The organism is Devosia polycyclovorans (assembly GCF_042181575.1).
Classification (GTDB): Bacteria; Pseudomonadota; Alphaproteobacteria; order Rhizobiales; family Devosiaceae; genus Devosia; species Devosia polycyclovorans.
The window spans coordinates 3,013,845-3,039,382 of sequence record NZ_CP170082.1; the positions used below are offsets into that span (position 1 = coordinate 3,013,845).

17 protein-coding genes are annotated in these 25,538 nt (G+C 61.0%); 10 read left to right on the plus strand and 7 right to left on the minus strand.

Features of this window, described 5'->3' with window-relative positions:
- The first annotated feature begins 71 nt into the window (after positions 1-71).
- Entirely contained in the window at positions 72-725 is a 654-nt protein-coding gene (locus ACE4RL_RS15100; RefSeq protein WP_375597927.1) for a DUF6683 family protein, read from the plus strand.
- Here the strand turns inward: ACE4RL_RS15100 and cobT are convergent.
- Complete coding sequence (gene cobT / locus ACE4RL_RS15105) at positions 722-1,741, minus strand: nicotinate-nucleotide--dimethylbenzimidazole phosphoribosyltransferase (protein ID WP_375597928.1); 1,020 nt, start codon at positions 1,739-1,741, stop codon at positions 722-724. The two genes, ACE4RL_RS15100 and cobT, sit on opposite strands and share 4 nt — an antisense overlap.
- A 104-nt stretch (positions 1,742-1,845) precedes the next feature.
- On the opposite strand from cobT, the gene ACE4RL_RS15110 reads away from it, so the two are divergent.
- Both ACE4RL_RS15110 and ACE4RL_RS15115 read left to right on the plus strand, forming a co-directional pair.
- Positions 1,846-2,658 (plus strand): adenosylcobinamide-GDP ribazoletransferase, encoded by an 813-nt coding sequence (locus ACE4RL_RS15110; protein ID WP_375597929.1) that lies wholly within the window; start codon positions 1,846-1,848, stop codon positions 2,656-2,658.
- A 67-nt stretch (positions 2,659-2,725) separates the two neighbouring features.
- Entirely contained in the window at positions 2,726-3,412 is a 687-nt protein-coding gene (locus tag ACE4RL_RS15115; RefSeq protein ID WP_375597930.1) for a TIGR02281 family clan AA aspartic protease, read from the plus strand.
- Between the two features lie 34 nt (positions 3,413-3,446).
- Here the strand turns inward: ACE4RL_RS15115 and ACE4RL_RS15120 are convergent, their stop codons facing one another.
- Both ACE4RL_RS15120 and dusA read right to left on the minus strand, forming a co-directional pair.
- The gene (locus ACE4RL_RS15120) at positions 3,447-5,153 is read right to left on the minus strand and encodes an alpha/beta hydrolase family protein (RefSeq protein ID WP_375597931.1); all 1,707 of its coding nucleotides are present in this window, start codon (positions 5,151-5,153) and stop codon (positions 3,447-3,449) included.
- 115 nt (positions 5,154-5,268) lie between these two features.
- Positions 5,269-6,288 carry a tRNA dihydrouridine(20/20a) synthase DusA gene (gene dusA, locus ACE4RL_RS15125; RefSeq protein ID WP_375597932.1) on the minus strand — a complete coding sequence of 340 codons (1,020 nt, stop codon included), beginning with the start codon at positions 6,286-6,288 and terminating at the stop codon, positions 5,269-5,271.
- Positions 6,289-6,382: 94 nt separating this feature from the next.
- On the opposite strand from dusA, the gene ACE4RL_RS15130 reads away from it, so the two are divergent.
- The 3 genes from ACE4RL_RS15130 to ACE4RL_RS15140 all read left to right on the plus strand — a co-directional run bounded on the left by ACE4RL_RS15130 (position 6,383) and on the right by ACE4RL_RS15140 (position 9,654).
- Positions 6,383-6,886 (plus strand): universal stress protein, encoded by a 504-nt coding sequence (locus ACE4RL_RS15130; protein ID WP_375597933.1) that lies wholly within the window; start codon positions 6,383-6,385, stop codon positions 6,884-6,886.
- A 75-nt stretch (positions 6,887-6,961) separates the two neighbouring features.
- Positions 6,962-8,335 (plus strand): FGGY-family carbohydrate kinase, encoded by a 1,374-nt coding sequence (locus tag ACE4RL_RS15135; RefSeq protein ID WP_375597934.1) that lies wholly within the window; start codon positions 6,962-6,964, stop codon positions 8,333-8,335.
- A gap of 29 nt (positions 8,336-8,364) precedes the next feature.
- On the plus strand, positions 8,365-9,654 hold the full coding sequence (locus ACE4RL_RS15140; protein ID WP_375597935.1) for an NAD(P)/FAD-dependent oxidoreductase: 1,290 nt from the start codon (positions 8,365-8,367) through the stop codon (positions 9,652-9,654).
- Here the strand turns inward: ACE4RL_RS15140 and ACE4RL_RS15145 are convergent.
- On the minus strand, positions 9,651-10,565 hold the full coding sequence (locus tag ACE4RL_RS15145; protein ID WP_375597936.1) for a DMT family transporter: 915 nt from the start codon (positions 10,563-10,565) through the stop codon (positions 9,651-9,653). The genes ACE4RL_RS15140 and ACE4RL_RS15145 overlap by 4 nt on opposite strands.
- Before the next feature lie 105 nt (positions 10,566-10,670).
- Positions 10,671-13,190, minus strand: coding sequence for a glycoside hydrolase family 2 protein (locus ACE4RL_RS15150; protein ID WP_375597937.1), 2,520 nt, complete (start codon positions 13,188-13,190; stop codon positions 10,671-10,673).
- Positions 13,191-13,432: 242 nt separating this feature from the next.
- On the opposite strand from ACE4RL_RS15150, the gene ACE4RL_RS15155 reads away from it, so the two are divergent.
- Together ACE4RL_RS15155 and ACE4RL_RS15160 are read left to right on the plus strand one after the other, a co-directional pair.
- Positions 13,433-13,744 (plus strand): YciI family protein, encoded by a 312-nt coding sequence (locus ACE4RL_RS15155; protein ID WP_375597938.1) that lies wholly within the window; start codon positions 13,433-13,435, stop codon positions 13,742-13,744.
- 293 nt (positions 13,745-14,037) lie between these two features.
- Positions 14,038-15,915 carry a putative bifunctional diguanylate cyclase/phosphodiesterase gene (locus tag ACE4RL_RS15160; RefSeq protein ID WP_375597939.1) on the plus strand — a complete coding sequence of 626 codons (1,878 nt, stop codon included), beginning with the start codon at positions 14,038-14,040 and terminating at the stop codon, positions 15,913-15,915.
- A 33-nt stretch (positions 15,916-15,948) separates the two neighbouring features.
- Here ACE4RL_RS15160 and ACE4RL_RS15165 read toward each other — a convergent pair whose 3' ends face one another.
- Positions 15,949-17,799, minus strand: a complete 1,851-nt coding sequence (locus ACE4RL_RS15165; RefSeq protein ID WP_375597940.1) for an ABC transporter ATP-binding protein — start codon at positions 17,797-17,799, stop codon at positions 15,949-15,951.
- Between the two features lie 323 nt (positions 17,800-18,122).
- Here ACE4RL_RS15165 and pepN point away from each other — a divergent pair, with 323 nt between their 5' ends.
- Positions 18,123-20,759, plus strand: coding sequence for an aminopeptidase N (gene pepN / locus ACE4RL_RS15170; RefSeq protein WP_375597941.1), 2,637 nt, complete (start codon positions 18,123-18,125; stop codon positions 20,757-20,759).
- A gap of 236 nt (positions 20,760-20,995) precedes the next feature.
- Positions 20,996-22,621, plus strand: a complete 1,626-nt coding sequence (locus ACE4RL_RS15175) for a sensor histidine kinase (protein ID WP_375597942.1) — start codon at positions 20,996-20,998, stop codon at positions 22,619-22,621.
- On the opposite strand, the gene ACE4RL_RS15180 is transcribed toward ACE4RL_RS15175, so the two are convergent.
- Positions 22,618-25,497 (minus strand): bifunctional [glutamine synthetase] adenylyltransferase/[glutamine synthetase]-adenylyl-L-tyrosine phosphorylase, encoded by a 2,880-nt coding sequence (locus tag ACE4RL_RS15180; protein ID WP_375597943.1) that lies wholly within the window; start codon positions 25,495-25,497, stop codon positions 22,618-22,620. The genes ACE4RL_RS15175 and ACE4RL_RS15180 overlap by 4 nt on opposite strands.
- Positions 25,498-25,538 lie beyond the last annotated feature (41 nt).

The window sequence follows — 25,538 nt, forward strand, 5'->3', positions numbered from 1 at the left end:
ACTGCCCCGCCAATTGCTGCGTGCCGAAATTTTGCCGCGATCACACTGAGGATCGCGTGTCTGGAGGCTCGATGCTCATACGCCCATTTCTGACTGCTCTCTTGCTGCTGGCGACGCCTCTAGCGGCCAATGCGCAGCAATTGCCTCAGGCGGTCGAGAATCCTACTAAAACAGCGGACGCAGCAGAGTTCGATACCAGCTACCGGCCCTCCCCCAGCATATCGGCGCGGATGCAGCGTGAGTTTCTTTCGCGCATTCGGTGGTCCGCAGGGGCGGAGGTGCGAGACAATCTGGCAGAAGCGTTTGCCGAACGCAGTCCGAGCGAAATATGGCAAGAACTGGTTGCGCCCGATGGGCTCACGACCAACAATGTTGCCGACGCCCTGACCGCCTATTGGGTGCTCAACTGGGTGGCGGCAAATGGCGCCTATGCAGTCGAAGTCGACAGCCGCCCGATCCAGCGGCAATTGCGATTGGCTTTTGCCAACGACCCGAGCTTTCTTAGGCTCAGCGACCAGCAACGGCAGGAAATGGCGGAGGGCTACATCCTCAACTTCCTGGTCGAGCACGCCGCACTCAACACTGCGCTTGCGCAAAAGGACCTCGAGACGCTGTACGCGCTGGCCATGGCTGCAGCGTCCCGATTCCGCAGCCAGATGAATGTGAACTTGTTCACACTGGTCCCGGGGCCAGACGGATTTGTGGGGCGGTCAAATAGCGACTAGACAGATTTGCCGCTGACCGAGGCGCCCTCAAAGGTCGCCATATTGTTGTGCAGGTGCAAGGCCGTCTTGGCCATGACTGCCGCAAGCGCGGCACCGCTCCCCTCGCCCAGGCGCATGCCCAGATCGAGCAGGCCGGACTGGCCCATCTTCGAGAGCACCTGTTCATGGGCGCCTTCGGCAGAGACATGGGCGAAGAGGCAGTGGTTGATGGCCGCCGGATTGACGGCGTGGGCGATGGCCGCGGCAGCCGTCGCGACATAGCCATCGACAATGACTGGCACCTTCTGGTGGCGCGCGGCGACGAGCGCCCCAAGCATGGCGCAGATCTCGCGGCCACCCAGGCGCGCCAGAATGGCAAGTGGATGATCGAGTTCGGCCTTGTGCAGCGCCAGTGCACGATCGACGGCGTCGGCCTTACGCCTGAGGCCCTCGTCATCGACGCCCGTGCCCCGACCGACCCAATCGGCGCCGGTGCCGCCATAGAGTGCGGTATAGATGGCGGCGGCGATGGTGGTATTGCCAATGCCCATTTCGCCCAGGCAGATCAGGTCCGGCTTGCCGGCCACCGCTTCCATGCCATAGGCGATTGTGGCCGCGCACATCTGATCGTCCAGCGCCGCTTCTCTGGTGATGTCACCAGTGGGCAGTTCCAGAGCAAGTTCGAAAACGCGCAGATTGATTTCATGCAGGCCGCAGATCTGCGAGATGGCAGCACCGCCATTGGTAAAATTGGCAACCATCTGTGCTGTGACCTCGCGCGGAAAAGCCGACACGCCCTGGTCCGTGACGCCGTGGTTGCCGGCAAAGATGGTGACCATGGGATTGTCGAGCCGCGGCTTGGCGCGATGCTGCCAGCGCGCCAGAAACTCCACCAGCATTTCAAGCTGACCCAGGGAACCGCGCGGCTTGGTCAGTTGGGCGTCGCGTTCGCGCACCGCAGCAACCGCGCTCTCGTCACCATCGGGCACGGCCACGAGCAATTCGACAATGTCAGCGAAGGCGGGGTTGAGTGGCATGGCAGGTCCGGCGCGATATGGTAGGAAGGCGCGCGTCTTGTTGCCCATAACGGAGCGAAAAGCAATTGACCGAGCGGGGCCCCGAAACCAAAGAAGCCGACCGGATGGATACGGCCAACCGCGATGCCTACGCCCCTGAGCCGGCGCGCGGGGGACTGGGCCTGAAAGACGATCTGGTCATGGCGCTGCGTTTCTTCTCGCGGCTACCAACAGGCGACACGCCGCATGAAAAGCCTGATCTCGGCCGGATCGCCATGGCCCTGCCACTGGCCTCTGTGGTGATGGGGGTTGGCCCGGTCCTGCTGCTCGCCGGGGTGTGGTTTGGCCTGCCCGGCTACTTCGCCGCGGCATTGTCCGTGGCAGCCTTGGTGCTGGTCGGCGGCGGCATGATGGAAGATTCGCTGGCCGATGCGGCCGACGGGTTGTTTGGTGGATCAACACCGGAACGGCGGCTCGAGATCCTGAAAGACAGCCGCCACGGCACTTATGGCGTAGCGGCCCTCTGCCTGTTTCTGATGCTGCGAGTGGCGGCCATTGGTAGCGTGGCAGCGCTTAGTCCGTTGGCTGCCGCCGGCATATGGCTTGCGGCTAATATTGCGGGACGCTCTGGCGCTTTGTGGCTGGCGGTCGCCTTGCCCCCTGCCCGGTCAGACGGCGCCTCGGCCTCGGCAGGAATCCTGCCTGCATCACGCTTCAGCGTTGGGGCGGCCCTGGCATTGTTGCTGGTCTTCGTCATTGGCGCGCCGGCATCGAGCCTGCTCGGCGTGGTCGCTGCAGCGTTGCTGGTAGGGCTGGTGGTTCTGGGTTGGACGGCCATCTGCAAGAACCTAGTGGGTGGGCAGACCGGTGACCTGATCGGCGCTGCCGCGGGGCTGGGGGAAATAGCGGCGCTCACGGCCCTGCTGGTCTTTGCCTAAGCGTCTTGAAATCGCCGCGCCGGCACCTTTTATGGTACGGGTATCCGGTTCGAGGGCAGACCGCAGCATGGGCTTCATTGGCATCGCATTGATCATCGCCGCCGGCATCGTGCTGCTCATCAGTGCAGACGCAGGGAGCCTAGTGGGGCTTAGCCAAATGCAGACGGCGCAATTGGTGCCGCTGCTCGTGCTCCTTATCATTTTTGCCGGCGGCCTGTTCACACGTCGCCACAAGGTGTCCGAACTGATCGGCGGAGTGGTGCTATGGGTGGGCCTGTTTGGCGTCGCCATGGTGACCTATGCCTATCGCGATGAATTGCTTGGTGTCGTCGGACGGGTGGCGGGGGAATTCCAGCCCGGCGTTGCCCTGGTAGATGAAGAGGCCGGAACGGCAATCTTCCGTCGCGGCATGAGCGGGCACTTCGAGGTCAACGCCACGATCAACGGGCATACCACGCCAATGATCTTTGATACCGGCGCCAGCGCGGTGGTTCTGACCATCGCCGATGCGCAAGCGGCGGGCATAAATGTTGAGGGACTACGCTACACCGTGCCGGTGTCCACGGCCAATGGTCAGGGACTGGCTGCGCGGACCCGGCTCGACAGCATCGAGGTGGGTGGCATCTTGCGGCAGAACCTGACGGCTTTCGTCACAGAGCCAGGGGCGCTGGAAACGAGCCTGCTCGGCATGACGTTTCTCGAAACGCTCAGCCGCTACAGCGTGACGCAGAATTCTCTGGAACTGGTGGATTGAAGAAGGGCGGGCCAGCAGGCCCGCCCCAAGATTGTCAGCTCACCGGGAACTGGGTGGCCTGACCCGCCACAATGTACCAAGTGACAAAGAGCGCATTGATGAACGCTCCCGGCAAATAGCTGCCGGTTCGCCGATAGGTGAAGGTCGACAGGAAGGCGATGATGGTCATCAGTGGCAGGAACTGGATGGCGATCACCGTATTCAGCGGTTCCTCGATGCTGAACAGATGACCGGCAAACAGCAACCAGCCATACTGGAACGCCAGGAAGACCAGAAAGCCCAGCGCCAGCGCGCCGATATTGGACAGGTACTGCTTGAGGCGGCTGTCCCCGGCCACCGACAGTCCGGTATGCAGGCCGCGTAGCGCCAGCACAAAGAACAGGGTGAACGGCACCAGATAGACCAGCGCGATCTTGGCCTGAACCAGGCTGAGGGGCTTGAGTGCCACGACCCAGAAGCGGAAGTCGATCTTGAATAGGAAATCCGCTGCCAGGACAAACAGGTAGCCGATGCCGACCGTCGCCAACGCGATCAGGATGGACCCAAGGATATTGCCGCGGGCGTCGACCTTTTCCCCCCGCAGCACAAACCCGACAAGGAAGACGATGAGACCGTTCAGCACCGCCCAGAAGGCGATCTGGCTGGTAATCGTCTGCGGCAGCAGCGCCGAGGCCGGGAAAAGCTGCCCACCCCAGCCGAAGAACAGGTAGTACGTCAGCACCGGCACAAAGGCGCTGATCGCAAACCCGAGCCACCACTTGACGCCACGCTCGGAATGCGCCGCCTTGACCGGCGTGTTGCGCAGATGGGCGAAGGCCTGGGTCCCCAGAAGCGCCTGAAACGTGCCAGCCAGCAGCACCACGAAACCGACCAGCGCGATCAGCGTGCCAATTTCCTTCCACAACCAGATCTGGTCGGAAGACGGCAAGGGCTCGGCCCCATCCAGTGTCTCGGCGAACCAGTCGATGGAGTAGCCGATGGCTTCGGGCGAGATGTGATCGCCCGGATGGGTGGTGTTGGGCATGTGGAGAATGCGGGCCGTACCCTGGGCGATAGCGCCATAGACCTCGCCAGGCACCACGGCCTGATCAGTACCAAAGACCGCCTGCAGCTTGGGGCTGTCGGCAACGTCCTGGGCCCGATCGACATTCCACATCAGCTGCGAGAATTCGTCATATTTGGAGAAGACGACCGCAAGATTGCGGGGCCATTCCGGGGTCCCTTCCATAGCGAAGGGTGCGCCGGTGCTCGAGCCTTCGAGCACGAGGGACTTGTAGGCGTCAGGCATGGTGGCCGCCGCCGCTAACACGGTCCAGCCGCCCATGGAGTGGCCTTCAAGGCCGATATTGTCGGTATCGACGATGTCGAGACCGCGCAGATAGGCCAGCGCGCCGGGCCCGCCAAAGCCATTGGCGAAGGCCGGGCCGTCTGAATAGCCGTGACCGGACTGGTCGAGAGCCAGAACGACATAGCCCCGCCGCGCATACTCTATCGCAAAGCCGGATTGGGTCTCGCGGCTATTGATATAGCCATGCACCGCCAGGATCGCGGGGGCCTTGTTTTCCGCCGTGACACCCGGAGGCACATAGAGCAGGCCACTCAGAACCTGGCCGTTATTGCCGTTGAAGCGGATATCGCGAATGGATATGCCGCCTGATGTCTGAATGAAATGCGCAAGCAATGCGCCGATGAGAATGATGACCCATCCCAGGTGGAACAGGCGAAGGTTCTTGTTCAGCAATTTTGCCCCCCATTGGCCGTTTGGAACGTCAACCGAAGGGTGGCTTATACCGCGATCCGAAACAAAATCGAATGAAAACGAAAACCTTCCACCATAAAGCGAAAGCTAGCCAGCGCTACGCCGGCACCATTGCCCGCTCTTCCACCGCCGCCAGTGCTCGGCCAAACACTTCCGGCCCCGCACCACGGCGGCAGGCGTCGACGCTAAGGATCTGGCGGAACTGGCGTGCGCCTGGCCGGCCATTGGCCAGTCCCAGCATGTGGCGGGCGATGTTGTTGAGGCGGACACCGGCCTGCAACTCACTCTCCGCGTATTCCGCCATCAGCGACATGATCCCGGCCAGGTCGGGGACCGCGTGGTTATCGCCAAAGACCCGCGCATCGACTTCGGCCAGCAGCATGGGGTTGTGATAGGCGGCGCGCCCCAGCATGATGCCATCCATATGGTCGAGATGCTCTATAGTCTGGTCGAGGGTTTCGATGCCGCCATTGATCATGGTCTGCAGCGGCGCAAGCCGCTTGGCCAGGCGATGCACGCGCGGATAGTCGAGCGGCGGAATTGTTCGGTTTTCCTTGGGGCTGAGCCCCTTTAGCCAGGCCTTGCGGGCGTGGACATAGAGCGCATCGACGCCCGCTTCGACCATGGCGTCGGCGAAGCGATCAAGGCTCTCCTCGGTATCCTGATCATCGATACCGATCCGACACTTGACCGTTACCGGCCGGTCAGTGGCATCTCGCATGGCACGAACGCAGGTGGCCACCAGGTCGGGCTCGGCCATGAGACACGCGCCGAAACGACCGGACTGCACCCGATCGGACGGACACCCGACATTGAGATTGATCTCGTCGTAGCCGAAGGTCGCAGCAATCGCCGACGCCTTGGCCAGTTCTGCGGGGTCGGAACCGCCAAGCTGGAGCGCCAACGGATGTTCGACAGCGAGGAAGCGCAAATGGCGTTCAGCATCGCCATGCACGATGGCGCCGGAATTGACCATTTCAGTGAAGAGCAGGCTATGGCGCGTCAACAGGCGATGGAGGAAACGGCAGTGCCGATCCGTCCAATCCATCATCGGGGCCACCGAGAAGCGGCGGGCCCGTTGCAGGGTGGTCGCGCTGTTTTGGTCAAGCTGCGGCAATAGTCCAGCGTCCTTGGTGTGTTTGTGTCCTGCGCCCGAAATAGTGCGGAAGGTGCCCTCATGCAATCTCCCCAATGATCTGGATCAGTGCGAGATGCCGCGCGTTGATGTAGTGTGGGAGAACAATCAAGCGTCAAGGGAGTTCGCCATGTATGCCAATATCGTGTGCGGTGTCGACGGATCTGATCTCGCCAACAAGGCCCTGCGCCATGCGCTGGCGCTGGCAGCCAAGACGGGCGGCAAGGTCACTGCCGTAACCGTTACAGAACCCTCCATCATCGTTGCGCCGGGCGCCGAGATCATGATGGTGGACACCAGCTCGATCATTGAAGATCTCGACAAGGCAAAGGAAGAATCCGCCAAAAACATCCTGACGGACGCCGAAAAGATTGCTGGAGAGTCCGGCATCCATTTGACGCAGATGCACGTGGCCAACAGCCACGCTGCCGAGGGAATCCTGCACGCGGCCAAGGAGCTTTCCGCCGATCTCGTCGTGATGGGCTCGCATGGCCGGCGGGGGTTGGGGCGCTTGCTACTGGGCAGCCAGGCCGCCGAAGTATTGGCCCATGCGGATATGCCCGTGTTGGTGGTCAAATAGAACTAACATGTCAGTGGTGGCATGGCGGCGAGAAATGGTCTAAATCCCCCGCATCTGTTCAATTCAGGTTCGGCCATGCCCCAGACCACTCCCCGCCACGTTGCTGTCATCGATATCGGCAAGACCAATGCCAAGGTCGTGCTGATCGACGGTGTGACCGGCATGCAGGTTGCAGCGAAGAGTGTGCCGAATGCCATCCGTACGGATGGACCCTACCCACATGCCGATGTCGAGATGCTGTGGAATTTCATCTCCAAGTCGCTGAGGGCGCTGCATCAAGACCATGGGGTAGATGGCGTTTCCATCACCACACATGGCGCGACAGGTGCGCTGCTGGCAGGCGATGACCTGGCGCTGCCGGTGCTCGATTACGAATTTGACGGACCCGAGGCCAGCACGGCCGATTATGCAAAAATCCGTCCAGATTTCGCCGAAAGCCTGTCCCCTCGCCTGCCGAACGGGCTCAACTGGGGGGCGCAGCTTTATTGGCAATCCCGACAGTTTGCCAAGGATTTCGCCAGGGCGACGGCCATTGTGCCCTATCCGCAATATTGGGCCTGGCGGCTGACGGGAGTACTGGCGAGCGAGGTGACGTCGCTGGGTTGCCACACCGACCTCTGGGCCCCGGATCGCGGCGATTTTTCCAGCATGGTCGACGCGCTGGGGTGGCGCGGCCTGTTTCCTGCTGTCAGGCCCGCCGCATCGGTCATCGGAACCCTGCGGGCGAACGTTGCTGCAGAAACCGGATTGCCCGCAGATACGCCGGTGACCTGCGGCATTCACGATTCCAATGCTTCTCTGGTGCCGCATCTGGGGCGGCATGAAGTGCCTTTCACTATCGTTTCGACCGGAACCTGGTCCATTTTGATGACTGTGGGCGGGGACACCAAGGCGCTCGATCCTCAAAGGGACAGTCTAGCCAATGTGGATGCCTATGGCCGGGCCGTGCCGACGGCGCGGTTTATGGGCGGGCGGGAATTTGATGTGCTGGTGCCGGAAATTGTCGAACCAGATGCGGACGATCTTGAGTTCGTGATCAGCAATGACATTCAGGCGCTGCCCAGTTTTGTCCCCGGGGTCGGGCCTTACGGCGGGCGCACCGGCCGCTGGACGAGCGATCCGGAGCACTTGACGCCTGCACAACGGACGGCTGCGGCCTCGCTTTATCTGGCGTTGATGGCCCGCGCATGTCTGGACCTATCCGGCCTGGGTCGCAGCGTCACGCTGGAAGGGCCTTTGGCGCGCAACCGGCTGTTCGGACAGGGGCTTGCCTACCTGACCGGGGTACCGGTCTATGCTTCGGGCGATGCCACGGGAACAAGCCTGGGGGCGAGCCTGTTGTTCGGGGGCACCCTGCCCGACGCTGGAGGCAGCCATGCGCTGGAGCCCCTGCAGGTGCATGGGCTGGACGCCTATATCAAAAAATGGTGGGAGCGCGTTTCGGGCTGACGCTCCCCTATCGACCGAAGGAGACCAACATGCCGTCCCACAGACATCGCATCGTGATCGTGGGAGGCGGGTTTGGCGGACTTGCCGCGGCCAAGGCGCTGGCCAAAGCCGATGTCGAGGTGGTGCTAATCGACCGGCGCAATCACCATCTGTTCCAACCACTGCTCTATCAGGTCGCCACGGCGGCGCTGAGCCCGTCCGAAGTCGCGTGGCCGATCCGGCATCTACTGCGCCGGCAGGACAATGTGCGGGTGTTGATGGGCACAGTCATTGGCGTGGATACCGAGGCACGTGAGGTCCTGCTCGAGCATGGCGAGCGCGAAGGCTACGACAGCCTGGTGCTCGCGACCGGCGCACAGGATACTTATTTCGGCAATGACGAATGGAAGCGCTTCGCGCCCGGCCTGAAGACGGTGGAAGACGCCACGGCGATACGGCGCAAGCTGTTGCTCGCCCTTGAAGCCGCGGAACGAGAAACTGATCCGGAACGGCGCCGGGCCCTGCTGACCTTCGGAATCATTGGCGCTGGCCCGACGGGTGTCGAACTGGCGGGCGCGATCGTCGAACTGGGCCGCTCCAGCATCAAGGGACAGTTTCATACGCTGGAGCCGGAGGCGCTTCGGGTGGTGCTGATCGAGGGGGGTGACCGGGTCCTCTCCAACTTCGACAAGGAGCTTTCGGACTACACCCACAAGGCTCTCGAAGACATGGGCGTTCAGGTGGAACTGGGCGCCATGGTCAGTTCAATTGACGCCGAAGGCATCAGCTATGGCGAACGCCGGCTGGAAACGCGCACCGTCGTCTGGGCCGCTGGCGTCGCCGCGACCCCGGTTGCAGAGTGGCTGGGCATAGAGGCGGACCGCGGGGGGCAGATCAAGGTAGCGCCGGACCTGACCGTGCCTGGTCTACCAAACGTCTACGTCGTTGGTGACGTGGCCAAGGTCAGCCGCGCCGACGGCGAGCCGGTTCCGGGTGTGGCGCCGGCTGCCAAGCAGGAGGGCCGATATGTGGGGAAGGCTATCCTGGACCGGCTCGCCGGGAAAAAGGTTGAGCCGTTCGTTTACAAGCATGCAGGTGATCTGGCGACCATCGGAAAAAGCTCAGCGGTGATCGATTTCGGCTTTGTAAAGATCAAGGGCTGGGCCGCATGGTGGCTCTGGGGCATTGCCCATATCTATTTCCTGGTCGAAACCCGTACGCGGATCTTCATCACCATGAGCTGGCTGTGGATCTATCTCACAGGACAGCGCAGCGCGCGGCTGATCACCCACGGGGAGGCGACGAGCCAGAAACCGCTTGATGAAGTGGACGAGAATTAGCGCTCGGAAACGACAACCGTTTCGGGCTTGGCCAGTCTGCGTTCCCGCAGCCAGATATAGAGCCCGGACCCGATGACGATGGGCGCTCCGACATAGAGCCAGACATCCGGCGGCTGGTTGAAAATTATCCAGCTCGCCGCCGCCAGAAAGAAGATCTGGAAGTAGGAGAACGGGGCCAGCACGGTCGCCGGGGCCAGGCTCGAGGCCATTGTGATGAGCTGGTGACCGACAAAGCCAAAAACGCCGATTGAAAAGAAAACAAACCAGCCATCGGCCGTCGTGGGGAACGACCAGAAGAACGGCACCACCGGCAAGAGGAAGACCGTTGCAAAGATGCCGACATAGAACTGGCTGGTGGCGGCGCTGTCATAGCTGGATACCTTGCGGGTGAGCAGCATGTAGAAGGCAGTGCTCAGGGCCGCGGCAAGCGAGAGCAGGGTCGCAGGGTGGAAGGCATCGGTTCCGGGTCGGACGATGACCAGTACACCGAGAAAACCGACCGCGATGGCACTCCAACGGCGCCAGCCGACCTGTTCGCCCAAGAGCGGCACCGAGAGGGCGCAGATCAATAGCGGGACCGTGAAGGCAATCGAACCGGTGACGGTCAACGGCAGAAACTGCACGGCCAGGAAATTGCAGCTCGTCGCGCCCAGCAAGGCCAGCGCGCGAAAGAACTGCAGCCGGAGATTGCCCGAGCGCACCATGGTCCTGCCGTGTCGCGGCAAATGGATCATGGCGACCAGCACCAGGTGGATCGCATAACGCAGGAAGACGATCTGGATGAAGGAGATGCCAACCATCCCGAGCCATTTGGCCGAGGAATCGATGCCAGTGAACATGAGATAGGCGGCAAGCGCCAAGCCAATGCCCAGCAGACGCTGCTCTGCGGGCGGGGAATAAGGTCGAGACATCTAGAGTTCCAGAGATCGCGAAGGGTGCGACCGCCGGCAAGGCTGGACAAGAGCGCCGCCCAAGTCAATGACCGGGCGGCGTTTTCTTGTATGGAAGCGAACGTCCTAGAACGTCTCTGCCAGGTGCCGGACCTTCAGTGACCCGGCAAGATCGCTGGACTTGACCATGTGTCCGTGGCGCGGGAGGAACGTCAGCTCTACGGATCTGCCGGGCAGCAAGGTGATCGCATTGTCCGAAAAGTAACCGGGCGCATCGACGCTGGCGGTGGTGAAGAAAGCTGGCGTGTCTGCCTCAAGCGTGAGAACGGCCTTGCCGTCCCGATCCGACCATTCGGCACGGACATTGGCCCCGACCAGTTCATAGGCCTTGTAGGGCTTAGGGAAATAATCGTTTTCGCCCAAGATGTTGCCCTGCGCGTCTTTCCAGACGAAATAGAGGAACTCGTCTTCGGCCAGGTCAAGGAAGGGAATATCGGCCACTGTGATGGCGGCATCGGGGCTAACCGCCGAATTGCCGGAGAAGACCATGCGGCTTTCGCCCGTGACCTTGACGGCCATCACTTCAAGCGCGATCGAGACTGCCTTGCCGGTATCGTTGATGGCTCGCAAGGCGATCTGGTCAGGCAACTGCCCCTCGACCGGCGTACCGCGCGAATTGGTCTGCACTTCGGTGACCTGGGGCACGGCAACGACATTGACCAAATTATAGAAGCGCCGGGCCATGTAGTGCATCAGCTTCCACTGCCCGCCATAGTCCAGGCTCGACCAGCTCGCGACCGGCCAGATATCGTTGATCTGCCAGTAAAGCGTACCCATGCAGCGTGGCTTGGTGGAGCGCCAATATTCGATGGCGGTCTTAATGGCGAGCCCCTGCTGGATCTGGCTCAGAAATACCATCTGGTCAAAGTCGCGCGGGAAACGGAAATAGCGCGTCATCGTCTCGAGAATACGGGCATTGCCGCCGGCATTGCGCTGGTGGTTTTCCATGACGGGTGACGAGGGATTGCGGTCTTTTTCCTCGGCGAAGGTTTCGACGACATTCATCGAGGTAAAGGACTGGAAGCCGAACTCGGAGGCAAAGCGCGGATTGACCGTGCGGTAGGCCTCAAAGCTCTTGGCGGAATGCCAGACATCCCAATAGTGCAGGTCGCCGCGGGTGTCGGAATGCCAGCCATCGGAGAAGTCCATATAGCCCAGCGAAGGCGATGACGGCCAGAAGCGGCGGGCCGGGTCCTCATCCTCCACGATGCGGTGCAGCATCGAGTTGAGCCGGTCGTAATTGGCGATATAGCGTTCCTTGTCCGCCTTTGTCTCAGGATACCAGTCGAGCGAACCGATGACTTCGTTGTCGCCGCACCAGAGGGCGATACAAGCATGGTGACTGAGGCGCCGCACCTGCTGGGTGATTTCGGTCTCGACGCTTTTGAGGAATGTGCGGTCTGAGGGATAGCTCATGCAGGCGAACATGAAGTCATGCCAGATCAGGATGCCGAGTTCGTCGCACATATCGTAGAACCAGTCCGGCTCATACTGACCGCCGCCCCAGATGCGCAACATGTTCATGTTCGCCGCCTTGGCGCTTTCGAGCAGGTCACGCACCACGGCCGGTGTTGCGCGGCTAGGAATGGCGTCGGCCGGAATCCAGTTGGCGCCCATCATGGTGATGTCGCTTCCATTGATCCGGCACTTGAAGGAATGGTCGATCTCGTCCTTTTCAACCACCCAGTTCAGATCGCGCAGACCGATCTTGCGGGTCGTCATTTCGCCCTCGAGATTGGTCACCAGGTCGTAGAGCGGCTGCTCGCCCTGCCCTGCCGGCCACCAGATCTTCGGGTTCTTGATCGTCACATTGTGGGTGAAGACGTTTTCGCCCTTCTGCACCGCGACCTTATCAGTAATGACCTGTCCATCGATGCTGTGTTCGAGTTCAACCTCTCCGTGAGCAAAGGCGAAAAGGCGAGTCTTTATCGAGAGTTCGACAGAGCTCTCGCCGTGGGCCTGATCGACTTGCACGCTCTCCTGTCGGGCCAAACGTGCCTTGCGAAGGCTCATCGTGCCATAGACGCCGATGGGCATCAGGCAGATGCCCCAGTCCCAACCCGCATGGCAGGCCGCCTTGCGGATGAAGTTCATATGAATGCCCTTCAGACCGTTGGTCTGGTAGTTTTTGGTGAAGGGGATCGGAAACGGGTGCGCGTCGGCGCGCGCCTTGGCGACATCCGGCGCAATGTCGAAGTCGAGGCGTAGCGTATTCTCGCCAGCGTGCACCTTGCCAGTCACGTCAAAGTCATGCCGCACAAAGCTATTGTCGGTGCGCGCAATTTCCTCACCATTGAGAAAGACAGTGGCGATGCAGTCAATCTCGGCAAGGGTCAGGGTCAGGTAGCCATCGATGTCTGCGTTGGTGGCAGTGAACTGGCCCTCGACACTCCAGGCCGTCTCGTTGACCCACATCACCGTCTTCTCGTTCTCGCCGAAATAGGGATCCGGAATCAGGTTTGCGGCCAGCAGGGCGTGATGAACGTCGCCCGGGAGATTCATGGTCGTTTCGATGTCGCGCGCAGGGGCGGTCAGGGTGAAAGTGCCGCCCAGATCGAGGGCGGAATTATGCGTTGGGACGGCCAAGAAATTATCCTCCGATTTCGGCAATGCGCCGAATTGCGTGGCCAATACCAGTCTCTGCAATCGATTTCAATGCAACGTTACAACCCGTCCCCGCATCCATGGATGGCGGAAGCGTGACCCTAATATGCTTTCGCAAGTGTCCCTGAGGGCGTATCGTTTTTTTCGAGATCCGAGAACAAGAGCCACGGTCGGTGAGCGGCCATAGGGCCAGCTGGAGATTTCGAACTCAAGGGAGACGTCAGATGAATAAGTACATGTTGGCCTATCATGGCGGCGGCATGCCGGAGACGCCCGAAGAGGGTGCCCGGGTCATGAAGGCATGGAATGACTGGTACGGCGCGCTTGGCGACAGGCTTGCGGATGGCGGGAGCCCTCTTGGGCGCTCGATGACCGTGAGCAAAAACGGCGTCCAGGACGGGGGCGGGTCCAACCCGTTGTCCGGCTATACACTGGTGAACGCCGATAGCCATGACGCGGCCAACGAAATCGCCAAGGGCTGCCCAATTCTCGACGATGGCGGCACCGTAGAGGTTTGCGAAATCGTCGAAATGTAGCGGTTTCAACGCCGTTACCGCCTCTGCTGCATCGTTCCGAGGAGAACGGTGATCGCTGTCGCGCGCGGCAAGCATTCGTGAAGTCCACGCAGCCGCCCAGGTGGCCAGGTACCCAGGTGCCCTGTTTATTTTCTGCAAGGCGCGATCTTGCAAAAACGTTTTACAGATAAGTTAGCATTTCTCCCCTTAGGCTCGCCGCACGAAAGGCGAGCTCAATGTCTGTTATCAGGCGCCTCCTACATAATCTGTCACAAACCGACAGTCCTGAACTTGCGATGGCGCAGTGGCGCGCGTTGAGCCGCCAAGTTCCATTGATGTACATCATGCTGGCCGCCAACACGCTGATCCTTGCTTGGACGCATCTGGATGCCGCGCCGATAGACCTGACGGTCTACATTCCCGCTATTCTGACTGCATTGTGCGCCATCAGGACCATCGTCTGGTGGCGCACAAGAAACCGCATGCTGCATCCGGCAAAGGTTCGCAACAGACTTCGCGGCGTTGTCTGGAGTGGAGCGGCGGTGTCACTGGGGTTCACTGCCTGGAGTTTCAGCCTGTTCCCCTATGGCGACCCCTACCTTCAATCGCATATTGCCTTCTACATGGGCATTACGACAATCGGCTGCATGTTTTGCCTGATGCATGTCCGTTCTGCAGCATTGGTGGTGGGGATCTGCGTCCTGGGCCCCTTCACAGTCTTTTTCATGTCTTCAGGTCAGGAGACGCTGGGCGCCATAGCCGTCAACATGATCCTTGCGGTGGCCGCCCTGCTCATCATCCTGCTCGGCAATTCACGCGACTTTGCCGACCTGATCGCCTCCCGTAGCGCAATCGCCCAACGGCAGCAGGAAACGCAGCGGCTCAATCAGGAAAATCATCGGCTGGCCAATACAGATCCGCTGACCGGCCTGCCCAATCGGCTCAGCTTTGATCGTCACCTTGCCGCAGCTCTCAAGGAGGCTGCCGCCGAGGGTCGCCCGATCGCAGTGGCCCGGCTCGATCTCGACAAGTTCAAGTCGATCAATGAAATCTTCGGACAGCTGGCCGGAGACCGTGTTCTTTTGGAAGCGGCGCGGCGGATTGGGTCGCTGCGCCGGAAAGACACTTTCCTGGCACGGCTCGAGAGCAATACATTCGGATTGATTTTATCCGGGCCGATCGATCAGCAGACCCTGACCCATGCCGGCGAGGTTCTGTGCAGGGCGATGCGTCTCTCCTTTGACCAGCCCGAAGGCGTGATCCGTCTGACGGCCTCAGCAGGACTCGCGGCCTCGCAACCGGGCGACACGGCCGATGGGCTGTTCGATCGGGCCGACTACGCCCTGTCCTGCGCCAAGCGGGACGCTCGGGGCGGTGCCATCATTTTCTCAGAGCATCATGCCAGGGAGATCAGCAAGGTCCGCCATATGGAGCACCTGCTGCATTCGGCCGATCTCGATAAAGAAATCTATGTGGTCTTGCAGCCACAGTTCGACGTGTCCATCGGCGCCACGATCGGCTTCGAGGTTCTGGCGCGCTGGCGCAACCCGGTGCTGGGTGAAGTCTCTCCGGCCGACTTTATTCCCATGGCGGAGCGGACCGGCCAGATCAGCAAGATCACGCAGAGCGTCCTGCGTCAGGCCTTGGCCATCAGCCGGACGCTGCCGCCCAGCATCCGGCTCTCGGTCAACCTTTCAGCACATGATATTGGCTCCACCACGGCCATCGAGCAGATCGTGGCCCTGTTCGACCGCGGGCGCAGCCCCTGTCAGATCGATTTCGAGGTGACCGAAACCGCTGCTGTGCGTGACCACAAGCAGGCCAACCAGTCCTTGCTGACGCTTCTGGGGTTGGGTGCCCGCATCGCCCTGGACGACTTCGGCACCGGCCATTCCAGCCTCACCCATGTGCAGCAACTCCCGCTGCACCGCATCAAGATCGATCGCAGCTTTGTTGCCGAGGTGACCAGCGACATAGCCAGCCGCGCCATCATCAAAACCATGATCGATCTGAGCCGAAATCTGGGCATCTCCTGCGTGTTCGAAGGCATTGAAACCGAAGAACAGTTGCAGGCTCTGATCGCGCTGGGCGGGACGATCATGCAGGGGTACCTGTTCGGGCGCCCCATGGCGGTAGACGAGGTCGAGGGCTATCTTCGACGGGAGCGTTCCCAAAACCGTGCGGTGAGCTAGAATGGGCGGAGCCATAGGCCCCGCCCTCATCACCTATTGAGCGGCAACTTCGGTTTGATCAACGTCGAGGAAGCCACCGGACTGGCGCGCCCAGAGCTGGCTATAGATGCCGCCGCTGTCAACCAGTTCGGCATGCGTGCCCTGCTCAACGATCAATCCTTTGTCGAGAACGACCAGCCGGTCCATCATTGCGATTGTCGACAGGCGATGCGCGATGGCGATAACCGTCTTGCCTTCCATGAGCATCTGCAACTGCCCCTGGATGGCCGCTTCAACCTCGGAGTCCAGCGCCGAGGTGGCCTCATCCAGCACCAGGATCGGCGCGTTCTTGAGCAGAACACGGGCTATGGCGATGCGCTGGCGCTGGCCACCCGAGAGCTTGACGCCGCGTTCGCCGACATGGGCGTCATAACCCTTGCGGCCCTGCGGATCGGACAAGGTCTCGATAAACTCGGCAGCTTCAGCCTGTTCGGCGGCGTGGCGCATCATTTCCTCAGTCGCATCAGGTCGACCGTAGAGAATGTTTTCACGCACCGAGCGGTGCAGCAGGGAGGTATCCTGAGTGACCACGCCGATATTGGCACGCAGGCTGTCCTGGGTGACCCCACCGATGTCCTGCCCGTCGATCAGGATTCTGCCATCGGCTCGATCGTAGAAGCGCAACAACAGATTGACGATGGTCGACTTGCCTGCGCCAGAGCGGCCCACCAGACCGATCTTCTCGCCGGGCCGCACGTGCAGGTTCAGCCCTTCGATGACACCGGATGCCTTGCCATAATGAAAGGCAACGTTCTCGAACTTGATGTCGCCATTGACCCGCGGCAGCGGCTTGGCCTCGGGCTCGTCCTGAACGACACGCGGCAGCGAGATGGAGTTGATGCCGTCCTTGACGGTGCCGATGTTCTCGAACAGCGAGGACATTTCCCACATCACCCACTGGCTCATACCCTGGAAGCGCATCACCAGCCCGAGGGAGACAGCGAGCGACCCCGGAGACATCAGGCCCTGCATCCAAAGCCAGATACCCGTGGCACCGACGGCAAAAAGCAGCAGCGCATTGGACCAGAGCACCAGGATGTTGAGCACCGTGAACAGGCGCATCTGGCGATACACCGTATCGAGGAAGCCATCCATGGCCTCCTTGGCGTAGGCCTCTTCGCGATTGGAGTGGCTGAATAGCTTGACCGTGGCGATATTGGTGTAGCTGTCGACGATGCGGCCAGTCATCATCGAGCGCGCATCAGCCTGCGCCTGGGAAATCTTGCCCAAGCGCGGGATGAAATAGACCATGAGCGCTACGTAACTTGCCAGCCAGATCAAGAACGGAATAGCCAGGCGCCAGTCCGTTGATGCCGCCAGGATCACCGCACCGGTGAAATAGACGGTGACATAGACCAGCATGTCGAGCAGCTTCATGACCACTTCGCGCACAGCGAGCGAGGTCTGCATCAGCTTGGCGCCGATGCGGCCGGCAAACTCGTCCTGGAAATAGCTCATCGACTGCCGGATCAGATAGCGATGCGCCATCCAGCGGATACGCTGGGGAAAATTACCCAGCAGTGTCTGGTGCATGGTCAACATGGAAACCAGCATGATGGCCGGAACGAGGATCACGATCATCGCGCCCATCAGTCCCAGCTTCCAGCCATCGGTCTCGAGGAAAGTCGCCGGGTCCGCATCGGCGAGCCAGTTCACCACATCACCGATGAAGCCAAAAATGATGATTTCGCCAATTGCCACCAGGGCAGCGGAGACCGCCATCAATGCCAGCCAGCGCTTGGCGCCATGGCTGTAGTGGAGACAGAAATCCAGCAATCCCTTAGGGGGTTCGACCGGGTCTCCCTTGGGATAGGGATCGAGACGGGATTCAAACCAGCGCAACATGTCTTTAGACCATTTGTTCAAAAGCGGTATTCGTTCGGTCGCCCATAGCTGTGCGACCTCAACCGCAGCTGAGGTCAAGGCATATCTGGCCGACGGTTCGAAGCCGCGCGGAAATTTCGGAACCATCGCTCATGCGACCAAGATGGGTGCAGAGGAGCGACGCGCAGGCGACTGCTAGCGCCTCCTCTCCAGTATTGTCCCAATTGACGCCACAAGAGTCATGCTATGCAGTCGTGAGCCGCTTAGGATACACGAGATTGCAGAATCGGCTGTCACCTGACGGCCACACCTTTGACAGAACACCATGACAATTGGACCGCTTCATGCGCACCGAGAGTGAACAGACCGTCTACCTCAAGGACTATGCCCCGACCCCATACCGGATCGTGTCAGTAGAGCTCGATTTCAAGATCCTGGAAGACAGTACCCGCGTGCGCGCGCAACTGACGATCGAGCCACGCGAGGGGACCATTCCGGGCACGCCGCTGGTGCTGGATGGGGACGAGCTCAAACTGGACTCGGTCGCCATGGACGGTGCTCCCCTGGTGCAGTCTGCTTATGCCGCCGATGCCAGTTCGCTGACCCTGGTGGAACCGCCTCATCGCCGTTTCGTCCTGGAAACGGAAGTAACCCTGAAGCCCGAGGCCAATACCAAATTGATGGGCCTTTACCGCTCCAGCGGGACATGGTGCACGCAATGCGAACCGGAAGGCTTCCGGCGGATCACATATTATCTGGACCGGCCAGATGTATTGGCTCCGTTCAAGGTGCGCATGAGCGCGCCCAAATCGGTTGCGCCGGTGCTGCTGGCCAATGGCAACCTGGTGGACAAGGGCGAACTGGGCGAAGGAATGCACTTTGCCGTCTGGGAAGACCCGTTCCTCAAACCAGCCTATCTGTTTGCGCTGGTTGCGGGCGATCTGGGCTCGATCAAAGACAGCTTCACCACCATGAGCGGTCGCAAGGTGGAGCTTGGGATTTACTGCACCCATGGCAAGGAAGCCGAGTGTGCCTATGCCATGGACAGTCTTATCCGTTCCATGGCCTGGGACGAACGTCGCTTCGGGCGCGAATATGACCTCGATGTCTTCAACATCGTCGCTGTTTCCGACTTCAATTTCGGGGCGATGGAGAACAAGGGTCTCAACATATTCAACGACCGGCTGGTCTTTGCCAAGCCCGAGACGGCTACCGATGCCAATTATCACGGCATCGAGCGGGTCATCGCGCATGAATATTTCCACAACTGGACCGGCAACCGCATCACCTGCCGGGACTGGTTCCAGCTCTGCCTCAAGGAAGGGCTGACAGTCTTCCGCGACCAGGAATTCACAAGTGATGAGCGCAGCCGCCCTGTGCAGCGCATTCACGACGTCCAGAACCTCAGGACCAGCCAGTTCCCCGAAGATGGCGGGCCATTGGCGCATCCGCCGCGCCCCGACAGCTTCCGCGAGATCAACAACTTCTACACGACCACGGTCTACGAGAAGGGCGCCGAAATCGTCCGCATGTTGGCTACGATCCTGGGCGAAGATGGTTTCCGCAAGGCCATGGACCTCTATTTCGAGCGGCATGACGGCGATGCGACCACCATTGAGGCGTTCATCAAGGTGTTCGAGGACGCCAGTGGTCGCGACCTCAGCCAATTCGCCATCTGGTACCTGCAGGCCGGCACGCCGCGGGTGAGTGTTTCGGACAGCTATGACTCTGCCAGCCAGACATACTCGCTGACCCTGACCCAGAAAATTGATCCGACGCCTGGCGAGCCGACCAAAAAGCCGCTTTTGATACCCATTCGCTTCGGATTGATAGGCCCCAATGGAAGCCCACTGGGCTGGACCAATGTTTCAGGCGGCGCAGTGGACGGCGATTTGATACTGCTCGATAGCGAGAGCGTGACCCTGACTTTTGAGGGTGTCGGCAACAAGCCGGTACCGTCGCTATTCCGCGGCTTCTCGGCGCCTGTCAAAGTCAACGCCAACCTGACCCAGGATGACCTGCTGTTCCTGGCGCGTCACGACAGCGATCCGTTCAACCGCTGGGATGCCCTTCAGACGGCGTCCACCACGCTGATTGCCCGTGCGGCACAGGGCCAGTCCTATTCCGAGAGCGACGTGGAGGCCCTGCGCGCCGCACTTGTCGACACATTGGAGAATCCCGAACTCGACGATGCCTTCAAGGCGCAAGCGCTCGAAATTCCCGCCGAGACGATCGTCGGCCGACATATCGGCAAGGATGTGGACCCGGATGCAGTGGCGGCTGCCCGCAAGGCGCTGGTGACAGCGCTGGTCTCCCCGGTAGCGACAAAACTGGCCAGTGCGTACAGTGCCCTGGCAATGGACGAAGCCTATAGCCCGGATGCCAAACAGGCGGGCCGGCGCTCACTGCGGAACGGCCTGTTGTCACTGCTGACGGCAGGCTCGGAGAGTGGGGCAGCGCTTGCAGCAGAGCAGTTCAACACAGCCAGCAACATGACCGACCGTTATGCGGCTATGGCCATCTCGACTCGTAATTGGACCAGCGATGCCAATGCCCTGCTCGGCGAGTTCCGAACCCGATTTGCCGGCGATCCGCTGGTATTTGACAAGTGGCTAACAGCCTCGGCACAGGCGCCCGACGACGGCGTGATCGACAGGATGCGGTCCGTTCTAGGTGCTCCAGACTTCCCCAAGACAAACCCCAACAGGCTGCGGTCGCTGCTGGGAAGTTTCGTGATGAGCAATCCGGTACAGTTTGCACGCAAGGATGGTTCCGGCTTCCGCTTCGTTACTGAGGCGGTCGCGGAAATCGACAAGGTAAACCCACAGGTGGCGTCACGTATACTGACGGGTTTCCGCATTCTTTCCATACTGGAAACTTCGAGGCGCGAAGCCGGATTGGCGGCCCTGCAGGCTCTAAAAGACCAGCACAGCCTCAGCCGCAATGTGAGCGAGATTCTCGACCGGATACTGGCCGGCTGACGATCCGGAAAGGGGAATGGCCGAGCCGTTCCCCTGCCCTCTCCGAGGCCTGAATCCGGAACCGGTTTTTTGGAAGAATTTTTCTTCACCGCTAAGTGATTCAGCTGACTCCGCTTTTTCAATCCATCCCATTTCAGGCTGAATCCCGCACTGGACAAGTCGGGCCGACCTGATTCATACCTTGTTAAGGGCAAGTTTGGTTTGGGTCTAAACCCCTTCAAAGGATGGAGAATTTCATGCGGTCGTCGGGGACATCCGGCGCCGGCGCTCTCGGATTCCGCGCTGGCAAATGGAACAGGACTGGACACCGCAAAACAGCAGCCCAGGCGCGTTGGTGCTGGCGCTTCACCCGCACCAGCGCAGCCGTCGCGGCAACAGCATTCTTCGCTGCCAGCCTTTTTGTCGTCTATGACGTCACGCGCACCATTGCCGGCGTCCAGCATGAACTTGCTGCCATCGGCGAAATGCTGGCCGCCGACATAGCCATGCGATCCCCCGGTGAGGCGCAGGCGAGGCTTGAGGCCTCCAGCCTGCGTACCGGCGGCCTCATCAAGGCCAGCCTGGCTGCGGCGACAACGCCGGGCCTACTGACGGAAAGTGTGCCGGCCGGACCGCATGGCACAATCGGCCTGGAGATCGAGCACACTGCGGCGCTCTCCGGGGTCAGTGGACGAGGAGCACTAGCCTTTGCCCTTGCGGGCGTTTTGACCCTCGCATCGGCGCGCCGCCGCAAGGGCATGCCGGCGCCGGAAGAACGAGACAGCTATGACCAGCTTGCCGCAGCCATTCCCATGGGGCTGGCCTGCTGGACTGGCTCGGGCCAGTTGATTGTCTGCAATGAGCAGTATCGGGAGCGGCTGGACCTCGACGATGCTCGCCTCACCTATCATCAGGCCGTCAGCCAACTCATTGCCGGCGGCTATATGAAATTGGTGCGCGAGAATGACAGTCTTCGCCAGCTCGAACTGCACCGCCAGGACGGCACCTGCCTGCAAATCGACGAAAGGCCGCTCGGTGACGGCGCTTTCATGACATTGGTGTCAGATGTTACGGAGACACGGCGCACGGACGCCATGCTCCAAACCATCCGCGAAGAGCAGCGGCAGCTCGCGCGCCGGTATCACGAGGAAAAGCTGAAGGCCGAGGCCGCCAGCCGCGCCAAGACCAATTTCCTGGCCCATCTCAGCCATGATATCCGTACCCCGCTCAATCACATCATTGGCTTTGCGGAACTGATGCAGCACCAGACCTACGGGCCTCTGGGCGACAAGCGCTACGCGGAATATGTCGAAACCATCAAGTCATCTGGCGAACATCTTCTGGCGTCATTTGCCGCCATTCTGGACCTCGCCGAACTCGAAGGTGGCCGCAAGGCGTTGCGGCAGGATCCGGTTCTGCTCGACGAAGTGCTCAAAAGCGTTGTCGAGCGCTTCAAGGGACAGGCCCAACGCGCTGGCATCACTCTGCTGGTAGGACGTGAAACCGGCGCCGTGCTTCGAGGCGACCGCCTCGGGCTCATGCGGATGATCGGCAACGTCATGGACAACGCGCTGCGCTTTACGCAAGCGGGTGGGCAGGTGACGCTGGCCAGCTTCGTCGCCGATGACGGCGTGGTCATCGAGGTCAGCGATACAGGGATCGGCATGGACGAAGATCGCCTTGCCAGCCTCAGCCAGCCCTTCGCTTTGGGTGATGCCAGCTTTACCCGTGACGGCGTTGGTCCGGGGCTCGGCATATCCATCGCCAGAGCTATAGCCGAGCAGAGCGGCGGCAACCTCGCCATAGACTCCAGTCCGATGATCGGGACGACTGTCGCCATTTCCCTGCCCACGGAGCCGGCAGCAGCCAGCCTCGCGGCCTAGTGCCCCCGCGCCTTCACGTACCACTCCGACGCCGCCTCTTCGACCTCCGTGCGCATATGGGTAATCTCGAGTTCAAGCCGGGCGAAATCGGGGTAATTGGACAATTGCGCCAACAGGTCCTTGAACGGCCCCGTCCAAGCTTCCTCCTTGAAGGGGCTGACCAGAGCGGAGCTCATCACCTGCAAGACGGTTGAGTAGAGTCCGTGAATATCAGCCAGCCGTTGCCCTTGCGGCAGCAGGCCTACCTCAGCCATGCGTGACAGCACCCGGGCGGTTGTCTCCTGCGGCAAGGCCAACTGCGCTCCAGCCACGAGTTGAGCGGACTGGGCGATGAACTCCAGGTCCACCAGGCCACCACTGACCAGCTTGAGATCAAAGGCGTGCCGAGGCTTGCGCTCGCGGGCCATCAAGGCGCGCATGGATACAACATCATCTATGGTCTTGGCGTTGTCGCGCGGACGCGCCATGACTTCGGCAATCTCCGCATCCACCTTTGCGCCAAGCCTTCCGGTGGCTGCGACGACCCGGGCCCGGCTCAGCGCCAGGTGCTCCCAGGTCCAGGCATTGTCCTTATGATAGGCGCGGAAGCCGGCAAGGCTGGTGGCCAGCGGACCCGAATTGCCTGACGGGCGCAGGCGCATATCGGCCTCATAGAGCACGCCTTCCGCCGTAGGTGCAGAGACAGCCGCGACCAGTCGCTGTGTGAGGCGGGCGAAATAGTGAGGGGTTGCGAGTTGGCGCTCGCCATCAGATTCAGTGTCGGGGGCGTCGTAGAGCAGAATGAAATCGAGATCGGAGGTGAACGTCATCTCCCGGCTCGCCATCTTGCCGAAAGCCAGCAAGGCAGTTTCAGCCCCCTCGATACGACCATGCCGAACGGCAAACTCGTCCTGCACTTTTGCAAAGAGCCGGTTAAGCAGTGTTTCGGCCAGCGCAGTAAATTGCTCCCCTGCCCCTTGCGCACTGACCGTGCCGGACAACAGCCCCGCGGCCACCAGGAATTTCTGCTCCTGCCCAATGATGCGGGCCCGATCGATCAGATCTTCATAGGACCGCGCATCGGCCAGGAAGGCATCCACCTTGGCGACGAGAACGTCGCGATGCGTGACGTCATTGGCAAAGGCTGGATCGATCAGGCTGTCCATGACGTGAGCGCGATGGATGACGGCCTCGGCCATGCGCGGCGCTGAGGCCATGAACTGCACCAGCAATGTGCGAAGCTGTGCGTGGTTGCGCAAAAGTGCAAAGAGCTGGACGCCAGCGGGCAGGCGCGAAAGGAAATCGTCAAAATGGGCCAGCGCCTCATCGGCATTGCCGGCGCGGCCGAGGGTCAACAGAAGGGCAGGCAGCAGTTCGGTCAGATGCGCGCGCGCGGCCGAAGTGCGTGTGGCTGCATAGCCGCCATAATGCCACTTGCGGACAGTTTGGCTGGCCTTCTGAGCATCAGCAAAGCCCATCGCGGTCAGGGTCTCCAGCGTTTCCGGATCATCATCGCTGCCAGTGAAGACCAGATTGCCTTCACCCGAGCCCAACGTCTCGCCTTGGGTGAACAACTCGGCATAGTAGCGGGCCACGCGCTCCAGCGCGGCGCGGTAGGCTTTCTCGAATTGTGCGCGGTCGGCCTCGCCCATCAGGCACCCTATGACTGCTACCGCTTCGGGTGTGTCGGGCATGGAATGGGTCTGTTCGTCGCGGAGCATCTGCAGGCGGTTTTCAACTGCGCGCAGATACCAATAGGTCTCGGTCAGCTCCCCGGCAGTCTGTTCACTGATCCAATCGGCTTCGGCCAGCGCCGCCAGTGCCTGGGCGGTGGGGCGCACGCGCAGCGCCTTGTCGCGACCGCCCGCTATCAATTGCTGGGTCTGAGCGAAGAATTCTATCTCGCGAATGCCGCCGCGCCCAAGTTTGACATTGTGCCCCTCGACACGGATGTCGCCGACTTTCTTGGACACATTGATCTGCCGCTTCATGGCCTGGATGTCGGCAATGGTGGCGAAGTCCAGATGCTTGCGCCATACGTAAGGCGCCAGTTCCTTGAGGAACGCATCGCCGACCACCTTATCGCCAGCACAAGGGCGCGCCTTGATCCAGGCCGCGCGCTCCCAGTTCTGACCGCGTACCTCGTAATAGGCGAGCGCGGCATCGACCGAGAGCGCCACCGGCGTCGAACCCGGATCCGGGCGAAGGCGCAGGTCTGTCCGGAACACATAGCCTCCGGCCTGCCGGTCCTCCATCAGCCCGACCAGCTTCTGCACCATGCGGGAATAGATTTTGGTGCTCTCGAGGGGATCAGCCAACACCGGCTTCTGCGGGTCAAAAAAAGCGACGATGTCGATGTCGGAGGAATAATTGAGTTCTCGCCCGCCATGCTTTCCAAGCGCGAAAAGGGCAAGGCCTGAATTGGCGGCGCGCGCCTGCTCTGCGGGAATGGCGAGATGCCCCTTCTCGAATGCCTGGCGCATAAGCAGGTCCAATGCCGCCTCAAGCGCGGCATCGGCCAGATCGGACAGGGCTTCGGTCGCACGTGTGGTGGTCCAGGCTCCACCGGTTTCGGCAACGGCGGCAAGCAAGGCAGTACGTCCCTTGGCTAGGCGTAGCGCTTCGGCCACGCTCGCCTCGTCGTCTTCGCGGCCGGCCCGCCCCACGGCCGTGATCAATTGGGAAAACGCCTCGTCGGGACCCGCCTCCAGTGCTTGGGCAAGCCATTCGCCGTGTTTCTGCGTCAAATCAAGCAGGTATGGAGCCGCTTCAAGCAATGGACCAAGGGTCGGTGCATATGTGTTGAGTACGCTGGAAACCCCCGAGGGCATTTCCTCGAGCATGGCGAGAAAATGGGAGGTATCAGTGGGCGGCAGGGGCGTGAGGATTGTGCTCATTTTTGAGGCATAGCCTGCCCCCGCGGCCCCGGCAAGACGCT